29 protein-coding genes are annotated in these 17,911 nt (G+C 35.0%); all 29 read left to right on the top strand.

Translation table 11 applies throughout. The features are described from left to right. The first annotated feature begins 2 nt into the window (after positions 1-2). The 29 genes from rpsS to SJY30_RS10070 all read left to right on the top strand — a co-directional run bounded on the left by rpsS (position 3) and on the right by SJY30_RS10070 (position 17,900). Positions 3-281, top strand: coding sequence for a 30S ribosomal protein S19 (gene rpsS / locus SJY30_RS10210; RefSeq protein WP_036152139.1), 279 nt, complete (start codon positions 3-5; stop codon positions 279-281). A gap of 3 nt (positions 282-284) precedes the next feature. After that, complete coding sequence (rplV, locus tag SJY30_RS10205) at positions 285-692, top strand: 50S ribosomal protein L22 (protein WP_036152141.1); 408 nt, start codon at positions 285-287, stop codon at positions 690-692. Position 693: 1 nt separating this feature from the next. Continuing rightward, positions 694-1,410 (top strand): 30S ribosomal protein S3, encoded by a 717-nt coding sequence (gene rpsC, locus SJY30_RS10200; protein ID WP_036152143.1) that lies wholly within the window; start codon positions 694-696, stop codon positions 1,408-1,410. Positions 1,411-1,429: 19 nt separating this feature from the next. Further along, complete coding sequence (rplP, locus tag SJY30_RS10195) at positions 1,430-1,858, top strand: 50S ribosomal protein L16 (RefSeq protein WP_396632100.1); 429 nt, start codon at positions 1,430-1,432, stop codon at positions 1,856-1,858. 12 nt (positions 1,859-1,870) lie between these two features. Continuing rightward, the gene (gene rpmC / locus SJY30_RS10190) at positions 1,871-2,062 is read left to right on the top strand and encodes a 50S ribosomal protein L29 (protein ID WP_396632099.1); all 192 of its coding nucleotides are present in this window, start codon (positions 1,871-1,873) and stop codon (positions 2,060-2,062) included. A gap of 12 nt (positions 2,063-2,074) precedes the next feature. Further along, positions 2,075-2,332, top strand: coding sequence for a 30S ribosomal protein S17 (rpsQ, locus tag SJY30_RS10185; RefSeq protein ID WP_027064820.1), 258 nt, complete (start codon positions 2,075-2,077; stop codon positions 2,330-2,332). 3 nt (positions 2,333-2,335) lie between these two features. Next, positions 2,336-2,704 carry a 50S ribosomal protein L14 gene (gene rplN, locus SJY30_RS10180; protein WP_027064819.1) on the top strand — a complete coding sequence of 123 codons (369 nt, stop codon included), beginning with the start codon at positions 2,336-2,338 and terminating at the stop codon, positions 2,702-2,704. A gap of 13 nt (positions 2,705-2,717) precedes the next feature. Beyond that, the gene (rplX, locus tag SJY30_RS10175; protein WP_076547390.1) at positions 2,718-3,032 is read left to right on the top strand and encodes a 50S ribosomal protein L24; all 315 of its coding nucleotides are present in this window, start codon (positions 2,718-2,720) and stop codon (positions 3,030-3,032) included. 2 nt (positions 3,033-3,034) lie between these two features. Continuing rightward, on the top strand, positions 3,035-3,586 hold the full coding sequence (gene rplE / locus SJY30_RS10170) for a 50S ribosomal protein L5 (protein WP_036152150.1): 552 nt from the start codon (positions 3,035-3,037) through the stop codon (positions 3,584-3,586). A 1-nt stretch (position 3,587) separates the two neighbouring features. Further along, on the top strand, positions 3,588-3,857 hold the full coding sequence (gene rpsN, locus SJY30_RS10165) for a 30S ribosomal protein S14 (RefSeq protein ID WP_036152152.1): 270 nt from the start codon (positions 3,588-3,590) through the stop codon (positions 3,855-3,857). Between the two features lie 66 nt (positions 3,858-3,923). Beyond that, positions 3,924-4,322, top strand: a complete 399-nt coding sequence (gene rpsH / locus SJY30_RS10160) for a 30S ribosomal protein S8 (protein WP_036152154.1) — start codon at positions 3,924-3,926, stop codon at positions 4,320-4,322. 19 nt (positions 4,323-4,341) lie between these two features. Continuing rightward, positions 4,342-4,884, top strand: a complete 543-nt coding sequence (rplF, locus tag SJY30_RS10155) for a 50S ribosomal protein L6 (RefSeq protein ID WP_036152156.1) — start codon at positions 4,342-4,344, stop codon at positions 4,882-4,884. Positions 4,885-4,895: 11 nt separating this feature from the next. Continuing rightward, positions 4,896-5,252: a 50S ribosomal protein L18 gene (rplR, locus tag SJY30_RS10150; protein ID WP_396632098.1), complete on the top strand. Its 357-nt coding sequence runs from the start codon at positions 4,896-4,898 to the stop codon at positions 5,250-5,252. Between the two features lie 9 nt (positions 5,253-5,261). Continuing rightward, entirely contained in the window at positions 5,262-5,786 is a 525-nt protein-coding gene (gene rpsE, locus SJY30_RS10145; RefSeq protein WP_396632097.1) for a 30S ribosomal protein S5, read from the top strand. Positions 5,787-5,796: 10 nt separating this feature from the next. Further along, positions 5,797-5,976, top strand: a complete 180-nt coding sequence (gene rpmD, locus SJY30_RS10140) for a 50S ribosomal protein L30 (RefSeq protein ID WP_396632096.1) — start codon at positions 5,797-5,799, stop codon at positions 5,974-5,976. A gap of 12 nt (positions 5,977-5,988) precedes the next feature. Then, complete coding sequence (gene rplO, locus SJY30_RS10135) at positions 5,989-6,441, top strand: 50S ribosomal protein L15 (protein WP_036152163.1); 453 nt, start codon at positions 5,989-5,991, stop codon at positions 6,439-6,441. Positions 6,442-6,455: 14 nt separating this feature from the next. Beyond that, positions 6,456-7,799, top strand: coding sequence for a preprotein translocase subunit SecY (gene secY, locus SJY30_RS10130; RefSeq protein ID WP_036152165.1), 1,344 nt, complete (start codon positions 6,456-6,458; stop codon positions 7,797-7,799). A 3-nt stretch (positions 7,800-7,802) separates the two neighbouring features. Continuing rightward, positions 7,803-8,018, top strand: a complete 216-nt coding sequence (gene infA / locus SJY30_RS10125; protein ID WP_013305172.1) for a translation initiation factor IF-1 — start codon at positions 7,803-7,805, stop codon at positions 8,016-8,018. Positions 8,019-8,026: 8 nt separating this feature from the next. Beyond that, positions 8,027-8,143, top strand: coding sequence for a type B 50S ribosomal protein L36 (ykgO, locus tag SJY30_RS10120; protein ID WP_013305171.1), 117 nt, complete (start codon positions 8,027-8,029; stop codon positions 8,141-8,143). A gap of 2 nt (positions 8,144-8,145) precedes the next feature. After that, on the top strand, positions 8,146-8,520 hold the full coding sequence (rpsM, locus tag SJY30_RS10115; RefSeq protein ID WP_036152167.1) for a 30S ribosomal protein S13: 375 nt from the start codon (positions 8,146-8,148) through the stop codon (positions 8,518-8,520). A gap of 9 nt (positions 8,521-8,529) precedes the next feature. Beyond that, complete coding sequence (gene rpsK, locus SJY30_RS10110; protein WP_036152169.1) at positions 8,530-8,922, top strand: 30S ribosomal protein S11; 393 nt, start codon at positions 8,530-8,532, stop codon at positions 8,920-8,922. Positions 8,923-9,011: 89 nt separating this feature from the next. Next, complete coding sequence (rpsD, locus tag SJY30_RS10105; protein WP_396632095.1) at positions 9,012-9,617, top strand: 30S ribosomal protein S4; 606 nt, start codon at positions 9,012-9,014, stop codon at positions 9,615-9,617. Between the two features lie 17 nt (positions 9,618-9,634). After that, complete coding sequence (locus tag SJY30_RS10100) at positions 9,635-10,627, top strand: DNA-directed RNA polymerase subunit alpha (protein ID WP_396632094.1); 993 nt, start codon at positions 9,635-9,637, stop codon at positions 10,625-10,627. 59 nt (positions 10,628-10,686) lie between these two features. Next, positions 10,687-11,220 (top strand): 50S ribosomal protein L17, encoded by a 534-nt coding sequence (rplQ, locus tag SJY30_RS10095; RefSeq protein WP_396632093.1) that lies wholly within the window; start codon positions 10,687-10,689, stop codon positions 11,218-11,220. Between the two features lie 95 nt (positions 11,221-11,315). After that, positions 11,316-12,443 (top strand): glutamine-hydrolyzing carbamoyl-phosphate synthase small subunit, encoded by a 1,128-nt coding sequence (carA, locus tag SJY30_RS10090; RefSeq protein ID WP_396632092.1) that lies wholly within the window; start codon positions 11,316-11,318, stop codon positions 12,441-12,443. A 100-nt stretch (positions 12,444-12,543) separates the two neighbouring features. Further along, positions 12,544-13,836, top strand: coding sequence for a phosphopyruvate hydratase (gene eno, locus SJY30_RS10085; RefSeq protein ID WP_036157781.1), 1,293 nt, complete (start codon positions 12,544-12,546; stop codon positions 13,834-13,836). Between the two features lie 119 nt (positions 13,837-13,955). Next, a complete protein-coding gene (locus SJY30_RS10080; protein ID WP_396632091.1) occupies positions 13,956-15,491 on the top strand; it encodes a glycogen synthase in 1,536 nt (511 codons plus the stop codon). Positions 15,492-15,605: 114 nt separating this feature from the next. Beyond that, the gene (locus SJY30_RS10075; protein WP_396632090.1) at positions 15,606-16,892 is read left to right on the top strand and encodes a citrate synthase; all 1,287 of its coding nucleotides are present in this window, start codon (positions 15,606-15,608) and stop codon (positions 16,890-16,892) included. Positions 16,893-16,985: 93 nt separating this feature from the next. After that, the gene (locus SJY30_RS10070; RefSeq protein WP_396632089.1) at positions 16,986-17,900 is read left to right on the top strand and encodes a dimethylarginine dimethylaminohydrolase family protein; all 915 of its coding nucleotides are present in this window, start codon (positions 16,986-16,988) and stop codon (positions 17,898-17,900) included. The last annotated feature ends 11 nt before the right edge of the window (positions 17,901-17,911 follow it).

The raw sequence follows: 17,911 nt of genomic DNA, 5'->3' as shown, positions 1-17,911 counted from the left end.
AAATGGCACGTTCACTAAAAAAAGGACCTTACGTTCACTATAGTTTGGAGAAAAAAATCCAACAAAGTGTATCATCCGGTAAAAAATCGGTAATCAAAACTTGGTCTAGAGCATCTATGATTACTCCTGATTTTGTTGGGATGACAATAGCGGTTCACAACGGAAAACAATTTGTACCTGTTTTTGTAACAGAAAACATGGTAGGACATAAACTTGGGGAATTTTCACCAACTAGATCTTTTAGAGGTCATGCGGGTGCGAAAAACAAAGGAAAAAAGTAAGCTATGGGAGTTCGTAAAAAACAGATGGCCGAAAGAATAAAGGCCGAGAAGAAGATGGTAGCTTTCGCTAAGTTGAATAACTGTCCTACTTCACCTAGAAAAATGCGTTTAGTTGCAGATTTAATCCGCGGTGTAAAGGTAGAACAAGCATTAGCTATATTAAGGTTCAATCCTAAAGAAGCTTCTAGAAAGTTAGAGAAATTATTACTTTCAGCTTTGGCTAATTGGCAAGCAAAAAATGAAGAGGCAAATTTAGAAGATGCTGATTTAATTGTTGCTGAGATAAGAGTAGATAGTGGTGCAATGTTGAAAAGATTGCGTCCTGCTCCACAAGGTAGAGCACATAGAATTAGAAAACGTTCAAACCATGTTACATTGGTTTTGGGTTCAAAAAACATAACAGAAAACTAGGATGGGACAGAAAACAAATCCAATAGGAAATCGTCTAGGAATCATTAGAGGTTGGGAGTCTAACTGGTATGGTGGAAACGATTACGGAGATAAATTGGCTGAGGATGACAAAATACGTAAGTATATTCATGCCAGACTTTCTAAAGCTAGTGTTTCAAGAGTTATAATTGAACGTACTCTTAAATTAATCACGGTTACTGTTACAACTGCTAGACCTGGTATTATTATCGGTAAAGGTGGTCAGGAAGTTGATAAATTAAAAGAGGAGTTGAAAAAGATCACCAACAAGGAGGTCCAAATCAATATTTTTGAAATAAAAAGACCTGAGCTTGATGCTAATTTAGTAGCGGCAAGTGTTGCTCGTCAAATAGAAAGTAGAATTTCTTTCAGAAGAGCAATAAAAATGGCAATCGCTGCAGCAATGCGAATGAATGCCGAAGGAATAAAGATTCAAATCTCTGGTAGATTGAATGGTGCTGAAATGGCACGTTCTGAATCTTATAAAGATGGTAGAATTCCATTATCTACTTTTAGAGCAGATATTGATTATGCCTTGCAAGAAGCTCAAACTACATATGGTAAACTTGGTATTAAAGTTTGGATTATGAAAGGTGAGGTTTATGGTAAAAGAGAATTATCTCCATTAGTAGGGATGAAAAAAGATTCTTCCAAAGGTGGTAAGCAAGAAGGTGGAAGAAAACAACGTCGTAGAAAGTAATTTTTAAAGAACTAAAGTAATGTTACAACCGAAAAGAACGAAGTTCCGTAAGATGCAGAAAGGCCGTATGAAAGGTCTTGCTGGAAGAGGGCACCAACTTTCAAATGGTATGTTCGGTATAAAGAATGTTGGTGATGCTGCATTTTTGACTTCACGCCAGATAGAAGCGGCTCGTATTGCTGCTACTAGATTTATGAAAAGAGAAGGTCAATTGTGGATTAAAATATTTCCAGACAAGCCTATTACCAAAAAACCATTAGAAGTACGTATGGGTAAAGGTAAGGGTGCGCCAGAATATTTTGTAGCCGTGGTTAAACCGGGTAGAATTATGTTCGAAGTGGCCGGAGTTCCTGTGGAAGTAGCAAAAGAAGCTTTAAGATTAGCGGCTCAGAAACTTCCTGTAAAAACAAAATTCATTGTAGCTCGTGATTACGAGGCTGTAAATTAAACGTAAGTAATAATGAAAAAACAAGAGATTAAAGAAATGTCTGTGGAAGAACTTACGGGGAAATTGGCCGAGTACAAGAAACAGCATGCAGATTTGAAAATGGCACATTTTGTAACTCCGTTAGAAAATCCGCTTCAGATTAGAAAAGTAAGGAGAACGGTAGCAAGAATAGCTACTGAATTAACTAATAGGGAGAACCAATAACTGGTGGGCTTTATGGAGAAAAGAAATTTAAGAAAAGAAAGAGTAGGAGTTGTTACTAGTAATAAAATGGAGAAATCTATTGTTATTGCTGAAGTAAAAAGAGTAAAACATCCTATGTACGGTAAATTCGTTTTGAAGACAAAGAAATATGTTGCACATGACGAAAAGAACGATTGTAACATTGGTGATACTGTAAAGATCATGGAAACAAGACCTATGAGTAAAACCAAATGTTGGAGATTAGTAGAAATCTTAGAAAGAGCTAAATAAGTTATGTTACAGCAAGAATCTAGACTAAAAGTAGCGGATAACACAGGGGCAAAGGAAGTTTTAACTATCCGTGTTCTTGGTGGTACCAAAAGAAGATATGCTTCAATAGGTGACAAAATTGTTGTTACTGTTAAAGAAGCAACTCCAAATGGAGGTATCAAGAAAGGTGCGGTTTCAACTGCTGTTGTAGTTCGTACAAAGAAAGAGGTTAGAAGACCTGATGGGTCTTATATCAGATTTGATGATAACGCTTGTGTGTTATTGAATCCTGCCGGAGAAATGAGAGGAACTCGTGTTTTTGGACCTGTAGCAAGAGAGCTTAGGGATAAGCAGTTCATGAAGATTGTATCATTGGCCCCAGAGGTATTATAATATAACGGACAAGATGAAAAAGTTAAAAATCAAAACAGGAGATACGGTAAGAATTACTGCTGGTGACCATAAAGGTACCGAAGGTAAAGTTATGCGTGTAAATCTTGAGAAAAATAAAGCCATCGTTGAAGGTGCCAATATGGTATCTAAACATGAGAAGCCTAGTGCTAAAAATCCTCAAGGTGGTATTGTAAAAAAAGAAGCTTTAATCCATATTTCTAATTTAGCGTTGATCGACAGTAAAACTGGCGATGTAACAAGAGTAGGTTACGAGATGAAGGATGGTAAAAAAGTTAGGGTTTCCAAAAAATCCAATGAAGTAATTTAGTTATGGCATACGTTGCAAGATTAAAGAAAGAGTATAAGGAGCGAATAGTAGCTGCCCTTACCGAAGAGTTTGGTTACAGTAATGTAATGCAGGTTCCTAAGTTAGAGAAGATAGTAATGAGTAGAGGTGTAGGAGCTGCTGTTGCTGATAAGAAACTTATTGACCATGCAATAGATGAGATGACTATGATAACGGGTCAAAAAGCCGTTGCTACCATGTCTAAAAAAGATGTTGCTGCCTTTAAATTAAGAAAAGGTATGCCTATTGGTGCTAAAGTTACCTTAAGAGGTGAGCGTATGTACGAATTTTTAGATCGCTTGGTTACTTCTGCGTTACCTCGTGTTAGAGATTTTCAAGGAATTAAAGCCACTGGTTTTGATGGTCGTGGAAATTATAACCTTGGTGTAACGGAGCAAATTATATTTCCTGAAGTTAATATTGATAAAATCAATAGAATTAACGGTATGGATATTACATTTGTAACTTCTGCGGATACAGACAAAGAAGCGAAATCATTATTAACAGAATTAGGTTTACCTTTTAAAAAGAATTAGTATGGCTAAGGAATCAATGAAAGCCCGTGAGAGAAAAAGGGAAAAAACTGTAGCAGTTTATGCTGAGAAACGTAAAGCTTTGAAAGAAGCTGGTGATTACGAAGCGCTACAAAGATTACCTAAAAATGCATCTCCGGTACGTTTACATAATAGATGTAAGTTAACTGGAAGACCTAAAGGTTACATGAGAACTTTTGGTATTTCGAGGGTAAAATTCAGAGAGATGGCTAACGCTGGTTTAATACCAGGTGTTAAGAAAGCTAGCTGGTAAGTACAGAATTATTAATGGATTCAGGTTTGGCTTAAGTGCTGAAAACCGTTTCCGAATTATATACATATGGTAACAGATACTATTGCAGATTACCTAACGAGAGTTAGAAACGCTAGTAGAGCGGGACATAGGGTTGTTGAAATTCCTGCGTCGAATCTAAAGAAAGAAATTACTAAAATATTATTCGATCAAGGATATATTTTAAGCTACAAGTTCGAAGAGAGCAAAGTTCAAGGGTCTATTAAAATAGCTTTGAAGTATGATAAGCTTACAAAAGAACCTGTTATCAAGAAAATACAGCGTATAAGTAAGCCTGGTCTTAGAAAATATGCAGGTAACGAAGATTTACCTCGTGTATTGAATGGTTTGGGTATTGCAATAGTTTCTACATCTCATGGTGTAATGACTAGCAAGCAGGCTAAGGCGGAGAAAGTTGGTGGTGAAGTTTTATGCTACGTTTATTAATTGATAAAAGATTTAGAAAATGTCTAGAATAGGTAATAATCCAGTCGCAATTCCTGAAGGGGTTACAGTTGAAATCAACGACAATATCATTTCTGTTAAAGGAAAGTTAGGTGAGTTGACTCAAGAGTTCTCAGGAGTATCGGTTAAAGTAGAAGACGGACAGGCTTTCGTAACAAGGCCATCTGATTCTAAGGACCATAAAGCAAAGCACGGTTTATATAGATCACTTATCACCAATATGGTAGAGGGTGTATCTAAAGGATGGACCAAAGAATTAGAATTAGTAGGTGTAGGTTATAGAGCAAGTAATCAAGGTCAAAAACTTGATTTGGCTTTAGGTTTTTCTCATAATATTGTTTTTGATCTTGCCCCAGAGGTAAAGGTTGAAACTATATCTGAAAAAGGTAAAAACCCTATAGTTAAGCTTACTTCTCATGACAAGCAATTAGTTGGTCATATAGCAGCAAAGATTAGATCTTTCCGTAGTCCGGAGCCGTACAAAGGGAAAGGAATTAAATTTGTAGGTGAAATATTAAGAAGAAAAGCTGGTAAATCAGCTTAATAAAGGATATTATGGGATTATCAAAAACACAAAGAAAATTAAGAATCCGACGTAGAATACGTAAGGTTTCTTCTGGAACTGCAGCTAAACCAAGATTGTCTGTATTTAGAAGTAACAGCGAAATTTACGCTCAAGTTATAGACGACGTTAAAGGAGTCACATTAGTATCCGCTTCTTCAAGAGATAAGGATATTGCAAAAGTAAAAGGAAATAAAACCGAGATTGCTGCTTTGGTTGGTAAAACAATCGCTGAGAAATCTATTAAAGCTGGCTTGGATAAGGTTGCTTTTGATAGAGGAGGTAATTTGTATCATGGAAGAGTAAAATCTTTGGCTGATGGTGCAAGAGAAGCAGGACTAAAATTCTAATATACTAGTATGTTCCAAAAATATAAAAACGTAGAGACTGTTAAACCAGGTGGTTTAGATTTAAAAGATAAATTAGTTGGTATTCAACGTGTAACTAAGGTAACAAAAGGTGGTAGAGCATTTGGTTTTTCTGCAATTGTTGTTGTAGGTGATGAGAATGGTGTTGTAGGTCACGGTTTAGGTAAATCAAAAGAGGTTGCTACTGCAATTGCAAAGGCAATTGAAGATGGCAAGAAGAATTTAGTTCGTATTCCTTTAGATAAAGGAACTTTACCTCACGAGCAAAAAGGTAAATTTGGTGGTGCAAGAGTTTATATTCAACCTGCATCTCATGGTACCGGTGTTATTGCTGGTGGTGCTGTAAGATCAGTGTTAGAATCTGTAGGTGTACATGATGTATTATCTAAGTCTCAGGGTTCATCAAACCCACATAACGTTGTAAAGGCGACATTTGATGCCTTATTACAACTTAGAGATGCAAAAACTATTGCTACACAAAGAGGTGTCTCTTTAGAAAAAGTGTTTAAAGGTTAAGAGGAAAATTATGGCAAAGATTAAAGTTACACAGTTAAAAAGTGGAATTAAGAAACCTCAAAATCAAAAAAGAACTTTAGAGGCTCTTGGTTTAAAAAGAATTGGTCAGGTTGTAGAACATGAAGATACACCTAGCATTCTTGGTATGATAAATAAAGTTAAACATTTAGTTTCCACTGAGGAAGCTTAAATTTAGAATAAAATGGGTTTACATAATTTACAACCTGCAGAAGGTTCAGTGAATAGAGACGGAAAACGCCTTGGAAGAGGTCAGGGTTCTGGAAAAGGAGGAACAGCTGCAAGAGGTCATAAAGGAGCAAAATCAAGGTCAGGTTATTCTAAGAAAATTGGTTTTGAAGGTGGTCAAATGCCTTTGCAGCGCCGTGTACCTAAGTTCGGTTTTACGAATATCAATCGTAAGAGCTACCAAGGTATCAACTTAGAAAAGTTGCAAGAGCTTGTTGATAACAAAGTTATAACCAATGAAGTTTCTTTAGATCTTTTGATTGAGAATGGATTAGTTGGTAAGAACGATTTAGTGAAAATTTTAGGAAATGGTGAATTAAAAGCATCTCTTAAAATTTCAGTACATAAATTTACAGCATCTGCCAAAGCAGCTATTGAAGCGGCAGGTGGTGAAGCAATAAGTTTGTAAGCATAAACGAGAGCATGAAGAATTTTATTGATACAATATCCAATATTTGGAAGATAGAAGAGCTAAGAAATAGAATTCTTATAACATTAGGTCTTTTATTGGTTTACCGTTTTGGTTGTCAAATTGTACTTCCAGGTATAGATTCAACACAATTAGGTGGTTTAACGGATAGTACTGACCAAGGTATTTTTGGTCTTTTAAATGCATTTACAGGAGGAGCGTTTGCTAATGCTTCTGTTTTTGCATTAGGTATCATGCCTTACATATCTGCATCTATTGTAGTTCAATTAATGGGTATTGCGATTCCTTATCTTCAGAAATTACAAAAAGAAGGAGAAAGTGGTCGTAAGACCATTAATCAAATTACTAGATGGTTGACTATCGGTATTTGTATTGTTCAAGCTCCTGCTTACTTGTATGGTCTTGAGGCTTTCGGAGTAAGGGATAGTGCTTTCTTATTAGGGAAAGGATTAGATTTTATGGTTCCAGCTGTTATTATATTGGTAACAGGTACTGTGTTTGCAATGTGGTTAGGTGAGAAAATTACTGATAAAGGTATTGGTAATGGTATTTCACTTTTGATTATGATAGGTATAATCGCTACAATGCCTCAGTCGTTCGTTCAAGAATTTATATCAAGAACTACCAATAATAATGGTGGACTAATGTTCATATTAATCGAAGTTATTGTTTGGTTCTTAGTAATCTTGGCTTGTATTCTATTAGTAATGGCTACAAGACAAATTCCTGTACAGTATGCAAGAAGAACCGCTTCTGGTGGATATGAGAAAAACATCATGGGTTCTAGACAGTATATACCATTAAAGTTAAACGCTTCAGGAGTAATGCCAATTATCTTTGCTCAGGCAATAATGTTTGTACCGGGTATGATAGGTGGGGCTTTTGATGATACTTCATTTGGACAATGGATGCAAGTACAGTTTAGCGATATCTTTGGTTGGGCTTACAATTTGCTTTTCGCAATATTGATTATAATCTTCACATATTTTTATACTGCAATTACGGTTCCTACCAATAAGATGGCAGATGACCTTAAAAGGAGTGGTGGTTTTATCCCTGGAATTCGTCCAGGTAAAGAAACTGGAGATTATTTAGATAAGATTATGTCATTAATAACTTTACCTGGATCTATTTTCTTAGCTTTGCTGGCTATTTTACCGGCGATAGTGGTAAAGTTGATGGATGTACAAGCTGGATGGGCGTTATTTTACGGTGGTACTTCACTTTTAATTATGGTGGGTGTTGCTATAGATACGGTACAACAGGTTAATTCGTATTTGTTGAATAGACATTATGACGGCTTAATGAAAACTGGTAAAAATAGAAAAGTAGCATAATTTATGGCTAAGCAGGCAGCAATAGAACAAGATGGATCTATCATTGAAGCATTATCAAATGCAATGTTTCGTGTAGAATTGGAGAATGGACATGTGGTAACAGCGCATATATCAGGTAAGATGCGTATGCACTATATTAAACTATTACCTGGAGATAAGGTTAAATTGGAGATGAGTCCATATGACCTTACTAAAGCAAGAATTACATATAGATACTAAGATACAAGATGAAAGTAAGAGCATCAGTTAAGAAGAGAAGTGCCGACTGCAAGATTGTTCGCAGAAAAGGCAGGTTGTACGTAATCAACAAAAAGAATCCTAGATTTAAACAAAGACAAGGGTAATTATGGCAAGAATCGCAGGTATAGATATACCAAAACAAAAGAGAGGCGTTATCGCCTTAACCTATATTTTCGGAATTGGAAGAAGTAGGTCACAAGAAATATTGAGTAAAGCCCAAGTTAGCGAAGATACTAAGGTTTCTGATTGGAATGATGATGAAATAGGTCGTATCAGGGAAGCTGTTTCTGAATTTACTATTGAAGGTGAGTTACGTTCAGAGACTCAGTTGAACATTAAGCGTTTAATGGATATTGGCTGTTATAGAGGTATTCGTCACAGGTCAGGTTTGCCTTTAAGAGGTCAACGTACCAAAAACAACTCTAGAACTAGAAAAGGAAAGCGTAAAACAGTTGCTAACAAGAAGAAAGCAACTAAATAATAATTAGGTATGGCAAAGGCAAATACTAAAGTTACCAAGAAACGTAAAGTTATAGTTGATTCTGTAGGTGAGGCGCACATAAGTGCATCTTTCAACAATATCATTATCTCTTTGACAAATAAAAAGGGAGATGTTATTTCTTGGTCATCTGCCGGTAAATTAGGTTTTAGAGGGTCTAAGAAAAACACACCTTATGCTGCACAAGTTGCTGCAGAAGATTGTTCTAAAGTTGCTCATGAAGCAGGTTTAAGAAAAGTTAAGGTATACGTAAAAGGTCCAGGTAATGGTAGAGAATCTGCAATCAGATCTTTACATAATGCTGGTATCGAAGTAACTGAGATTATCGATGTTACTCCAATGCCTCACAACGGATGTAGACCTCCTAAGAGAAGAAGAGTTTAATTAATTACTATTATATTTCACCGAAAGTGTAGTTACGATTATCGAAGGATAAGCCTTAATTCATAATCTCACTTTCAAATTAAAAGAAAATGGCAAGATATACAGGACCAAAATCAAAAATCGCTCGTAAATTCGGCGAAGCAATTTTCGGAGATGATAAATCTTTCGAAAAAAAGAATTATCCTCCAGGACAACACGGAAACAACAGAAGAAGAGGCAAGAAGTCTGAGTACTCTGTTCAGTTAATGGAGAAGCAAAAAGCTAAATATACTTACGGTATTTTAGAAAAGCAATTTAGAAACTTATTCCAAACTGCAAAGAGAAAAGAAGGTGTTGCTGGTGAGATTTTACTTCAATTATGTGAGTCTCGTCTAGATAATGTAGTTTTTAGAATGGGTATATCTCCAACTAGAAGTGGTGCAAGACAATTAGTTTCTCATAGACATATTACAGTTAATGGAGAGTTGGTTAATATACCTTCTTACTCATTAAAAGCAGGTGATGTTGTTGGTGTTAGAGAAAAATCTAAATCATTACAAAGTATACAAGATTCATTAGCTGCTAGTAGTGCAGTATATGAGTGGATTTCTTGGAACAGTGAAAAGAAGGAAGGTACTTATGTTAGTATTCCAGAAAGATTGCAGATTCCAGAAAATATCAAAGAACAATTAATCGTGGAGTTATACTCTAAATAAACAATACCGATCCAATTATGGCATTATTTAATTTTCAGAAACCCGATAAAGTAATAATGATCGATTCCTCTGATTTCGAAGGGAAGTTCGAATTTCGCCCTTTGGAACCTGGTTATGGATTAACTGTTGGGAATGCATTAAGACGAGTATTGCTTTCTTCTTTAGAGGGTCATGCAATTACTTCGGTTAGGATTGATAAGGTAGAGCATGAGTTTTCTACCATACCTGGCGTTGTTGAAGATGTAACAGAGATTATATTAAACTTGAAACAAGTTCGTTTCAAGAAGCAAATAGAAGATTCTGAAGCCGAAGTTGTATCAATTTCTGTAAGTGGTAAGAATCAATTAACCGCTGGTGATTTTCAAAAGTTTATTTCTGGATATCAAGTGTTAAATCCAGATTTAGTTCTTTGTAATATGGATACTAAAGTTAGTATCAATATGGAAATAACTATTGAAAAAGGTAGAGGTTATGTTCCTGCAGAAGAAAATAAGAAATCTGGTGCACCATTAGGTACAATAGCTGTTGATTCTATTTTTACACCAATTAAGAATGTAAAATATAGTATTGAGAACTTTCGTGTAGAGCAAAAAACCGATTATGAAAAATTGGTTTTTGAAATATCTTCAGATGGATCAATTCATCCAAAAGATGCTTTAACTGAAGCTGCAAAAGTTCTTATACATCACTTTATGTTATTCTCTGATGAGCGTATTACACTAGAAGCTGATGAGATTGCTCAGACTGAGACTTATGATGAAGAGTCTTTACACATGAGACAATTGTTGAAAACTAAATTAGTGGATATGGACCTTTCTGTTCGTGCTCTAAACTGTTTAAAAGCTGCTGAAGTAGATACTTTGGGAGATTTAGTTTCTTTCAATAAGAATGATTTAATGAAGTTTAGAAACTTCGGTAAGAAATCTTTAACTGAACTTGAAGAACTTGTTATTAACAAGGGATTAAGTTTTGGTATGGATTTATCAAAATACAAATTAGATAAAGATTAAATAATCATATTTTGCTCCTCGTTCTGTCGAGTTTGGTAGCAAGATGATAAAATTAAAACATGAGACACGGTAAAAAAATTAACCACTTAGGTAGAAAGACTGCTCATAGAAAAGCTATGTTAGCAAACATGGCTTGTTCTTTGATCGAGCACAAAAGAATCAACACTACAGTTGCTAAAGCCAAAGCTTTAAAGCAATTTATCGAGCCTTTGATTACAAAATCAAAAGCAGAAAATAATGTTAGTGCTGAGAAAGGTACTCATAACAGACGTATCGTCTTTAAGAACCTACGTGATAAGCATGCTGTAACAGAATTGTTCAGTGTAGTATCTGAAAAGGTTGCAGATAGACCAGGTGGTTATACTAGAATTATCAAATTAGGTAATCGTTTAGGTGATAACGCTGATATGGCAATGATAGAATTAGTTGATTTCAACGAATTGTATAATGCTGGTAAGCCTAAGAAGAAATCTACTAGAAGAAGTAGAAGATCAGGTGGAAGTGATGCTGCTGCGTTTTCTGCAGAGAAAGAAACTAAAGTTGAAGAGGCTCAAACAGAAACAGAAGCTAAGACAGATGATTCTAAGGAATAAAATTGTCGATAAATATTAATAAGGAAAAAGGATAAGCTTTCTAGCTTATCCTTTTTTTTATGTTTTTTTGTGAACGAATAAATTATAAGACTAAAATGAAATATCAGGCAAAGAGAAAAGCTATAGTATTACTTGCAGATGGTACTATATTTTATGGGAAATCCGTTGGAGATAAGGAAGGTACTGCTTTTGGAGAAGTATGCTTTAATACGGGAATGACAGGTTATCAAGAGATTTTTACTGATCCATCTTATTTTGGACAAATTATGGTAACTACCAATGCACATATTGGTAATTATGGTGTAAATAAAGATGAAGTTGAATCTGAGTCCATTAAGATATCTGGATTGGTTTGTAGAAATTTTAGCTATGAATATTCTAGACCTTTGGCAGATGATAGTTTGCAAGGTTTTTTAGATAAAAATGAATTATTTGCAATCTCCGATGTAGATACACGTGCCTTAGTTAGTTATATAAGAGATAATGGAGCAATGAATGCTGTAATATCTACAGACATAGATAACATAGAAGACCTAAAAAAACAGTTAAGTGAAGTGCCTAGTATGGAAGGACTAGAGTTGGCTTCTAAAGTTTCTACAAAAGAGCCCTATTTTGTTGGTGATGAAAATGCTACTTTTAAAATTGCAGCACTTGATATAGGTATTAAAAAGAATATTTTAAGAAATCTTGTTAAGCGTGGAGCTTATGTAAAGGTGTTTCCTTTTAACAGTAGTTTTGAAGAAATGTCCTCTTGGAATCCTGATGCATTTTTCATCTCTAATGGTCCTGGTGATCCAGAGCCTTTGGTTGATGCCATATCTGCAGTTAAAAAAATGATACAAACAGATAAGCCTCTTTTCGGTATTTGTTTAGGTCATCAAGTTTTAGCTTTGGCAAACGGAGTTTCAACTTATAAAATGCATAATGGGCATAGGGGTATTAATCATCCAATACTAAATTTGATTACAGGTAAAGGAGAGATTACTTCTCAAAACCACGGCTTTGCAATTAATAGGGAAGAAACAGAGGCTAATGAGACTTTAGAAATTACGCATACACATCTTAATGATAAAACGGTTGCTGGTATTCGTATGAAAAATAAAGATGTATTCTCTGTGCAATATCACCCAGAAGCAAGTCCGGGTCCCCATGATGCTGATTACCTTTTTGATGATTTTTTCAAATTAATTGAGAAAAGTTCAAAACATAACGAAATAGTTTAAATTAACATTAATTAATTGGGAAATGTTGGGTATAAACAAACCCAATGATTTCCCTGTTTTGTATCTTTACTTCTTACAAACAACATATAAAAAGATTAAAATGAGTATTATATTAAATGTTCACGCAAGGCAGATTTTAGATTCTAGAGGTAATCCAACTGTTGAAGTAGATGTAGTTACGGAGAATGGTGTAATGGGTAGAGCTGCGGTTCCTTCTGGAGCTTCTACTGGTGAGCATGAAGCTGTTGAATTACGTGATGGTGGTAAATCTTTCATGGGTAAAGGTGTAAGTAAAGCTGTTGATAACGTAAACAGTATTATAGCTGAAGAAATTTTAGGAATGAGTGTGTTTGATCAAAATCTTTTGGATCAAACTATGATAGATTTAGATGGTACACCAAATAAATCTAAATTAGGAGCCAACGCAATTTTAGGTGTTTCATTAGCTGCTGCGAAAGCTGCTGCAAATGAATTAGGTCTTTCTCTTTTTAGATATATTGGTGGTGTTAGCGCTAATACGTTACCTGTACCAATGATGAACATTATAAATGGTGGTTCTCACTCAGATGCGCCTATCGCGTTTCAAGAGTTCATGGTAATGCCGGTTAAAGCAAAAAGCTTTACACATGCAATGCAAATGGGAACAGAGATTTTTCATAACCTTAAGAAGGTATTACACGATCGTGGTCTTAGTACTGCAGTAGGTGATGAAGGTGGATTTGCTCCAAACCTTGCAGGAGGTACTGAAGATGCTCTGGATACTATAGCAAAAGCAGTGAAGAATGCAGGTTACAACTTAGGTGACGATGTAATGATCGCTTTAGATTGTGCTGCAGCAGAATTCTTTGTTGATGGAAAATATGACTACACTAAATTTGAAGGAGAATCGGGTGTAATTAGAACATCTGAAGAGCAAGCTCAATACTTAGCGGATTTAAGTGCTAAATATCCTATAATCTCTATTGAAGATGGTATGGATGAAAATGATTGGGATGGTTGGAAATCTTTGACCGATAAAATTGGTGATAAGGTTCAGTTAGTAGGCGATGATTTATTTGTTACTAATGTTGAACGTCTATCTACAGGTATTGAAAAAGGTATTGCTAATTCAATATTGATTAAAGTAAACCAAATTGGAACTTTAACGGAAACTATTGCTGCTGTAAATATGGCTAAAAACGCTGGTTATACTTCAGTGATGTCTCACCGTTCTGGAGAAACAGAAGATAATACTATTGCTGATTTAGCTGTTGCATTGAATACAGGTCAAATAAAAACTGGTTCAGCTTCAAGATCGGATCGTATGGCTAAGTACAACCAATTACTTCGTATAGAAGAAGAATTAGGAAGCACAGCTTATTACCCACAAGAAAAGGCTTTCAAATTAGATTAATTTCTAAGTGAAATATATAATTAAGCCTTTCTTTCGAGAAAGGCTTTTTTTTTTGGCGTACTTCAAAACTTTAACTACCTTTTGAGAATAAATCAATAATAACCCCTCTTTGTTAGCGTATGAATAATTTTCTTTTTGTTTCCGCAGAGAATGATGCCATTCCTGATTGTAAAGCTGGTGGAATGGGTGACGTTGTTAGAGATGTCCCTAGAGAAATATCCAAGCGAGAAGATAAAGTTCATGTAGTTGTACCCTCATACTCTAGATTACATAAAAACGGAATTTTTAAGACAAAGCTCGAGTTTAGTCTTAGGGGTATGCCATATACGGCAGAATTGTACGAGGTTATTCCAAAGAGAGTAGATAAGAATATTACGCATTATGTTATACATCATCCTGAAATTGTAGAAGGCGGTATAGCTCATATTTATCACGACGATCCAACAGAACCATTTTTTAATGATTTTATAAAGTTTGTCATATTTTGTACTGCTACTGCAGAAGCAATTAAAATTGGAGCTTTTGGTGATTTAGATATTGTGCATATGCATGATTGGCATTCTGCAACACTTTTGTTCATTAAAACATATCATCCAAATTATCAAGATTTAAAAAAGATGAGATATGTGTATACCATACATAATTTGGCTATACAAGGTATTCGTCCTTTTTATGATAATTATGCTTCCGTAAATAATTGGTTTCCAGAAGTACAGTTAGATCATGCTGCATTAATGGATTCTAGATATCAAGATTGTATCAATCTAATGGCCGTAGGTATACGCCTAGCTGATGCGGTACATACTGTTTCGCCATCTTATAAAGAAGATGTGCTATTGCCAAGTAGAAGACCAGAATTTATTGGAGGTGAAAGTCTAGAGAACGATTTGTTGAAAGCAGATAATGAAGGCCGTCTTTTCGGTATTCTAAATGCTAGTAATTATGGTAATATAAGAGTAGCGGAAAAAGGATTTCTATATAGAAATACGGTTAAAGCTATATTTAGATGGCTTCAAGAAAATTCAAAGAAATATAAAGCTGATTTTTTAGCTCATACAGGTGAGAAGATTATGCAGTTTGTAGGAAATAGACCTAAGTTTATAGTTTCTAGCGTAGCTAGACTAACAGAACAGAAATTCTATTTTTTAAAACGATCTCCTGAAGCTTTTGAAAAAATGCTTGCTAGGTTAAATGAGATAGACGGTATATTTATTCTATTGGGCACTGGGGATCCAGATTATGAGGAATTCTTTCGTCATATGAGCTACCATCATAAAAATTTTGTGTTCACTAACGGGCAATCTGAAGATTTGATAGACTCTATGTATTTAGAAACAGATCTGTATTTTATGCCTAGTTTATTTGAGCCCTGCGGTATAAGTCAAATGTTGGCTATGAGAAATGGCAATCCTTGTTTGGTGCATCATACGGGCGGATTAAAAGATACCGTGGAACACTTAAAAACAGGTTTTGCTTTTAGTGGAGATTCATACGATGAGCAAATTAGTAATATGGTAAAGAGTTTTGATGAAGCCTTAACTATTTGGGAAAACGATAAACCTACTTGGAAAAAGATCAAGACCAATGCAAAAAAGGCTCGTTTTACTTGGGAAAAATCTTTAGATTCATATTACGAGTCACTATATCTGTTGTAATGAAAGCTTTTCATAGTACTTATTGTTAATTTTACCCAAAACAGATTTTTGAAATTGGTAGACCAATACTGTTTTGTTAACTTTACGAGAAGTATATAAAACGTAAAAATAAAAATGTCAGACAAAGCTATTTTAGAATATAATGGTGAAAAATATGAGTTTCCTGTTACTAAGGGAACCGAAGATGAACTTGCAATCGATATCAAATCATTGCGTTCTGCAACCAAAGGAATTATAACTATTGATCCAGGTTTTAAAAATACAGGATCTTGTGAAAGTGCAATTACTTTTTTAGATGGCGAAAAAGGTATTTTACGTTACAGAGGTTATTCAATTGAAGAATTAGCAGAGAAAGCTGATTTTTTAGAAGTTGCTTATGCATTGATATTTGGCAACCTACCTAATCAAGAAGAACTAGCTAAGTTTCATAAAGATATAAAAGACGAATCGCATGTAGATGAGGAGATGAAGAAGATATTGGATGGTTTTCCAAAATCTGCCCACCCAATGGGGGTTCTTTCATCTTTGACAAGTGCTTTAATCGCATTTAACCCTTCTACTGTAGATGTAAGTTCTGATGATGATATGTATCATGCAATTGTGCGTATACTAGCAAAATTCCCGGTTCTTGTAGCTTGGACTTTGCGTAAAAAGAAAGGTCTTCCATTAGATTACGGTGATGATAGTTTAGGTTATGTAGAGAACATTCATAAAATGATGTTCAAACGTCCTAATCAAGATTATAAGCAGAATAGAGTAGTAATAGAGGCGTTGGATAAGTTGTTGATTTTACATGCCGATCATGAGCAAAACTGTTCTACAAGTACGGTACGTATAGTAGGCTCTTCTCATGCTGGTTTATTTGCATCTTTATCTGCTGGTATTTCTGCTCTTTGGGGTCCATTACATGGTGGTGCCAACCAAGCGGTTTTAGAAATGCTTGAGGCAATCGAAGCAGATGGTGGTGATACTAAAAAATATATGGCTAAAGCTAAAGATAAGTCAGATCCTTTTAGACTAATGGGCTTTGGTCACAGAGTTTATAAAAACTTTGACCCGCGTGCAAAGATTATAAAAGTTGCGGCTGATGAAGTTTTGGCAGATTTAGGTATAGAAGATCCTATTCTAGAAATCGCTAAAGGTTTAGAGAAAGAAGCATTGGAAGATCAGTATTTTGTAGATAGAAAACTATACCCTAATGTAGATTTTTATTCAGGTATTATTTATAGGGCTTTAGGCATACCTACAGAAATGTTTACGGTTATGTTCGCCTTGGGTAGATTGCCGGGATGGATTGCGCAATGGAGGGAAATGAGATTGAATGGTGAGCCTATCGGTAGACCTAGACAAGTTTATGTAGGTGAAAACTTAAGACCTTTTGTCGAACTGGACAAGAGGTAGATTGCTACCGTTAATAAAAAAACAAAAAGCTCTTTTAATTGTAAAGGAGCTTTTTTTTGTGTCAAATTTTAATTCGGATTTAAATAAATACATATGCTACAATTAAATGTTAATGATGAAATTTCACGTTTAAAGGCAGTTGTTCTAGGTATAGCTAAAAGTTCTGGACCAACCCCTACTTTAGAAGAAGCTTACGATCCAAAATCAAAAGAACATATTAAAGCTGGAACGTACCCAACTGAACCCGATATGATTGCTGAAATGGAAGCATTTAAAGAAGTATTCGAGAAATATGATGTTCAAGTATTTAGACCTGAAATTCTTGAAGATTGTAATCAGATTTTTACTAGAGATATCGCATTTGTTATAGAAGATAAATTGATTAAAGCCAATATATTACCTGATCGAGAGCAAGAAGTGGAAGCAATTCTACATGTTTTAGATAAAATAGATGATGATAAAATTCTTACTCCGCCCGAAGATGTTCATGTAGAAGGTGGTGATGTTATGCCTTGGAATGATTATATTTTTGTAGGTACATATACGGCGCCTGATTATGCTACATACATAACTGCTAGAACAAATAAAGCTGCCGTTGAATATTTGACCAAACAATTTCCGCATAAAACAATTAAGTCTTTTGAATTGCGCAAGTCTAACACTATTGCTCAAGAAAACGCATTGCATTTAGATTGCTGTTTTCAGCCCTTAGGGAAAGGAAAAGCTATTATTCATAAAAATGGATTTTTAGTAGAAGAGGAATACCAATGGTTAGTAGATTTTTTTGGAAAGGAAAATATCTTTGAAATTGATGCTAGAGAAATGTATCATATGTACAGTAACGTATTTTCCATTTCACCAGATGTGGTTGTTTCTGAAAAAAGCTTTACACGTTTAAATAATTGGTTACGGGAACAAGGTTTTACGGTAGAGGAAATTCCGTATACTGAAATATCAAAGCAAGAAGGGTTATTGCGTTGTAGTACATTACCCTTGATTAGAGCATAATTTATAAATCA

Source organism: Maribacter sp. R86514 (assembly GCF_044597005.1).
In the GTDB taxonomy this organism is placed as follows: Bacteria; Bacteroidota; Bacteroidia; order Flavobacteriales; family Flavobacteriaceae; genus Maribacter.
Note: the sequence above shows the minus strand (reverse complement) of the source record. Positions and strands in the feature narration are given on the sequence as shown.

What these genes read in the sequence shown, in the direction of transcription:
- SJY30_RS10080 (WP_396632091.1), top strand. Translation starts at nt 13,956, where the DNA reads ATGAATAATTTTCTTTTTGTTTCCGCAGAGAATGATGCCATTCCTGAT.
- rpsS (WP_036152139.1), top strand. Translation starts at nt 3, where the DNA reads ATGGCACGTTCACTAAAAAAAGGACCTTACGTTCACTATAGTTTGGAG.
- rplO (WP_036152163.1), top strand. Translation starts at nt 5,989, where the DNA reads ATGGGTTTACATAATTTACAACCTGCAGAAGGTTCAGTGAATAGAGAC.
- rplE (WP_036152150.1), top strand. Translation starts at nt 3,035, where the DNA reads ATGGCATACGTTGCAAGATTAAAGAAAGAGTATAAGGAGCGAATAGTA.
- rplV (WP_036152141.1), top strand. Translation starts at nt 285, where the DNA reads ATGGGAGTTCGTAAAAAACAGATGGCCGAAAGAATAAAGGCCGAGAAG.
- eno (WP_036157781.1), top strand. Translation starts at nt 12,544, where the DNA reads ATGAGTATTATATTAAATGTTCACGCAAGGCAGATTTTAGATTCTAGA.
- rplQ (WP_396632093.1), top strand. Translation starts at nt 10,687, where the DNA reads ATGAGACACGGTAAAAAAATTAACCACTTAGGTAGAAAGACTGCTCAT.
- ykgO (WP_013305171.1), top strand. Translation starts at nt 8,027, where the DNA reads ATGAAAGTAAGAGCATCAGTTAAGAAGAGAAGTGCCGACTGCAAGATT.
- secY (WP_036152165.1), top strand. Translation starts at nt 6,456, where the DNA reads ATGAAGAATTTTATTGATACAATATCCAATATTTGGAAGATAGAAGAG.
- rpsC (WP_036152143.1), top strand. Translation starts at nt 694, where the DNA reads ATGGGACAGAAAACAAATCCAATAGGAAATCGTCTAGGAATCATTAGA.
- rplR (WP_396632098.1), top strand. Translation starts at nt 4,896, where the DNA reads ATGGGATTATCAAAAACACAAAGAAAATTAAGAATCCGACGTAGAATA.
- rplX (WP_076547390.1), top strand. Translation starts at nt 2,718, where the DNA reads ATGAAAAAGTTAAAAATCAAAACAGGAGATACGGTAAGAATTACTGCT.
- rpmC (WP_396632099.1), top strand. Translation starts at nt 1,871, where the DNA reads ATGAAAAAACAAGAGATTAAAGAAATGTCTGTGGAAGAACTTACGGGG.
- carA (WP_396632092.1), top strand. Translation starts at nt 11,316, where the DNA reads ATGAAATATCAGGCAAAGAGAAAAGCTATAGTATTACTTGCAGATGGT.
- rpsK (WP_036152169.1), top strand. Translation starts at nt 8,530, where the DNA reads ATGGCAAAGGCAAATACTAAAGTTACCAAGAAACGTAAAGTTATAGTT.
- rpsD (WP_396632095.1), top strand. Translation starts at nt 9,012, where the DNA reads ATGGCAAGATATACAGGACCAAAATCAAAAATCGCTCGTAAATTCGGC.
- rpsN (WP_036152152.1), top strand. Translation starts at nt 3,588, where the DNA reads ATGGCTAAGGAATCAATGAAAGCCCGTGAGAGAAAAAGGGAAAAAACT.
- SJY30_RS10070 (WP_396632089.1), top strand. Translation starts at nt 16,986, where the DNA reads ATGCTACAATTAAATGTTAATGATGAAATTTCACGTTTAAAGGCAGTT.
- rplF (WP_036152156.1), top strand. Translation starts at nt 4,342, where the DNA reads ATGTCTAGAATAGGTAATAATCCAGTCGCAATTCCTGAAGGGGTTACA.
- infA (WP_013305172.1), top strand. Translation starts at nt 7,803, where the DNA reads ATGGCTAAGCAGGCAGCAATAGAACAAGATGGATCTATCATTGAAGCA.
- rpsQ (WP_027064820.1), top strand. Translation starts at nt 2,075, where the DNA reads ATGGAGAAAAGAAATTTAAGAAAAGAAAGAGTAGGAGTTGTTACTAGT.
- SJY30_RS10075 (WP_396632090.1), top strand. Translation starts at nt 15,606, where the DNA reads ATGTCAGACAAAGCTATTTTAGAATATAATGGTGAAAAATATGAGTTT.
- rplN (WP_027064819.1), top strand. Translation starts at nt 2,336, where the DNA reads ATGTTACAGCAAGAATCTAGACTAAAAGTAGCGGATAACACAGGGGCA.
- rplP (WP_396632100.1), top strand. Translation starts at nt 1,430, where the DNA reads ATGTTACAACCGAAAAGAACGAAGTTCCGTAAGATGCAGAAAGGCCGT.
- rpmD (WP_396632096.1), top strand. Translation starts at nt 5,797, where the DNA reads ATGGCAAAGATTAAAGTTACACAGTTAAAAAGTGGAATTAAGAAACCT.
- rpsH (WP_036152154.1), top strand. Translation starts at nt 3,924, where the DNA reads ATGGTAACAGATACTATTGCAGATTACCTAACGAGAGTTAGAAACGCT.
- rpsM (WP_036152167.1), top strand. Translation starts at nt 8,146, where the DNA reads ATGGCAAGAATCGCAGGTATAGATATACCAAAACAAAAGAGAGGCGTT.
- SJY30_RS10100 (WP_396632094.1), top strand. Translation starts at nt 9,635, where the DNA reads ATGGCATTATTTAATTTTCAGAAACCCGATAAAGTAATAATGATCGAT.
- rpsE (WP_396632097.1), top strand. Translation starts at nt 5,262, where the DNA reads ATGTTCCAAAAATATAAAAACGTAGAGACTGTTAAACCAGGTGGTTTA.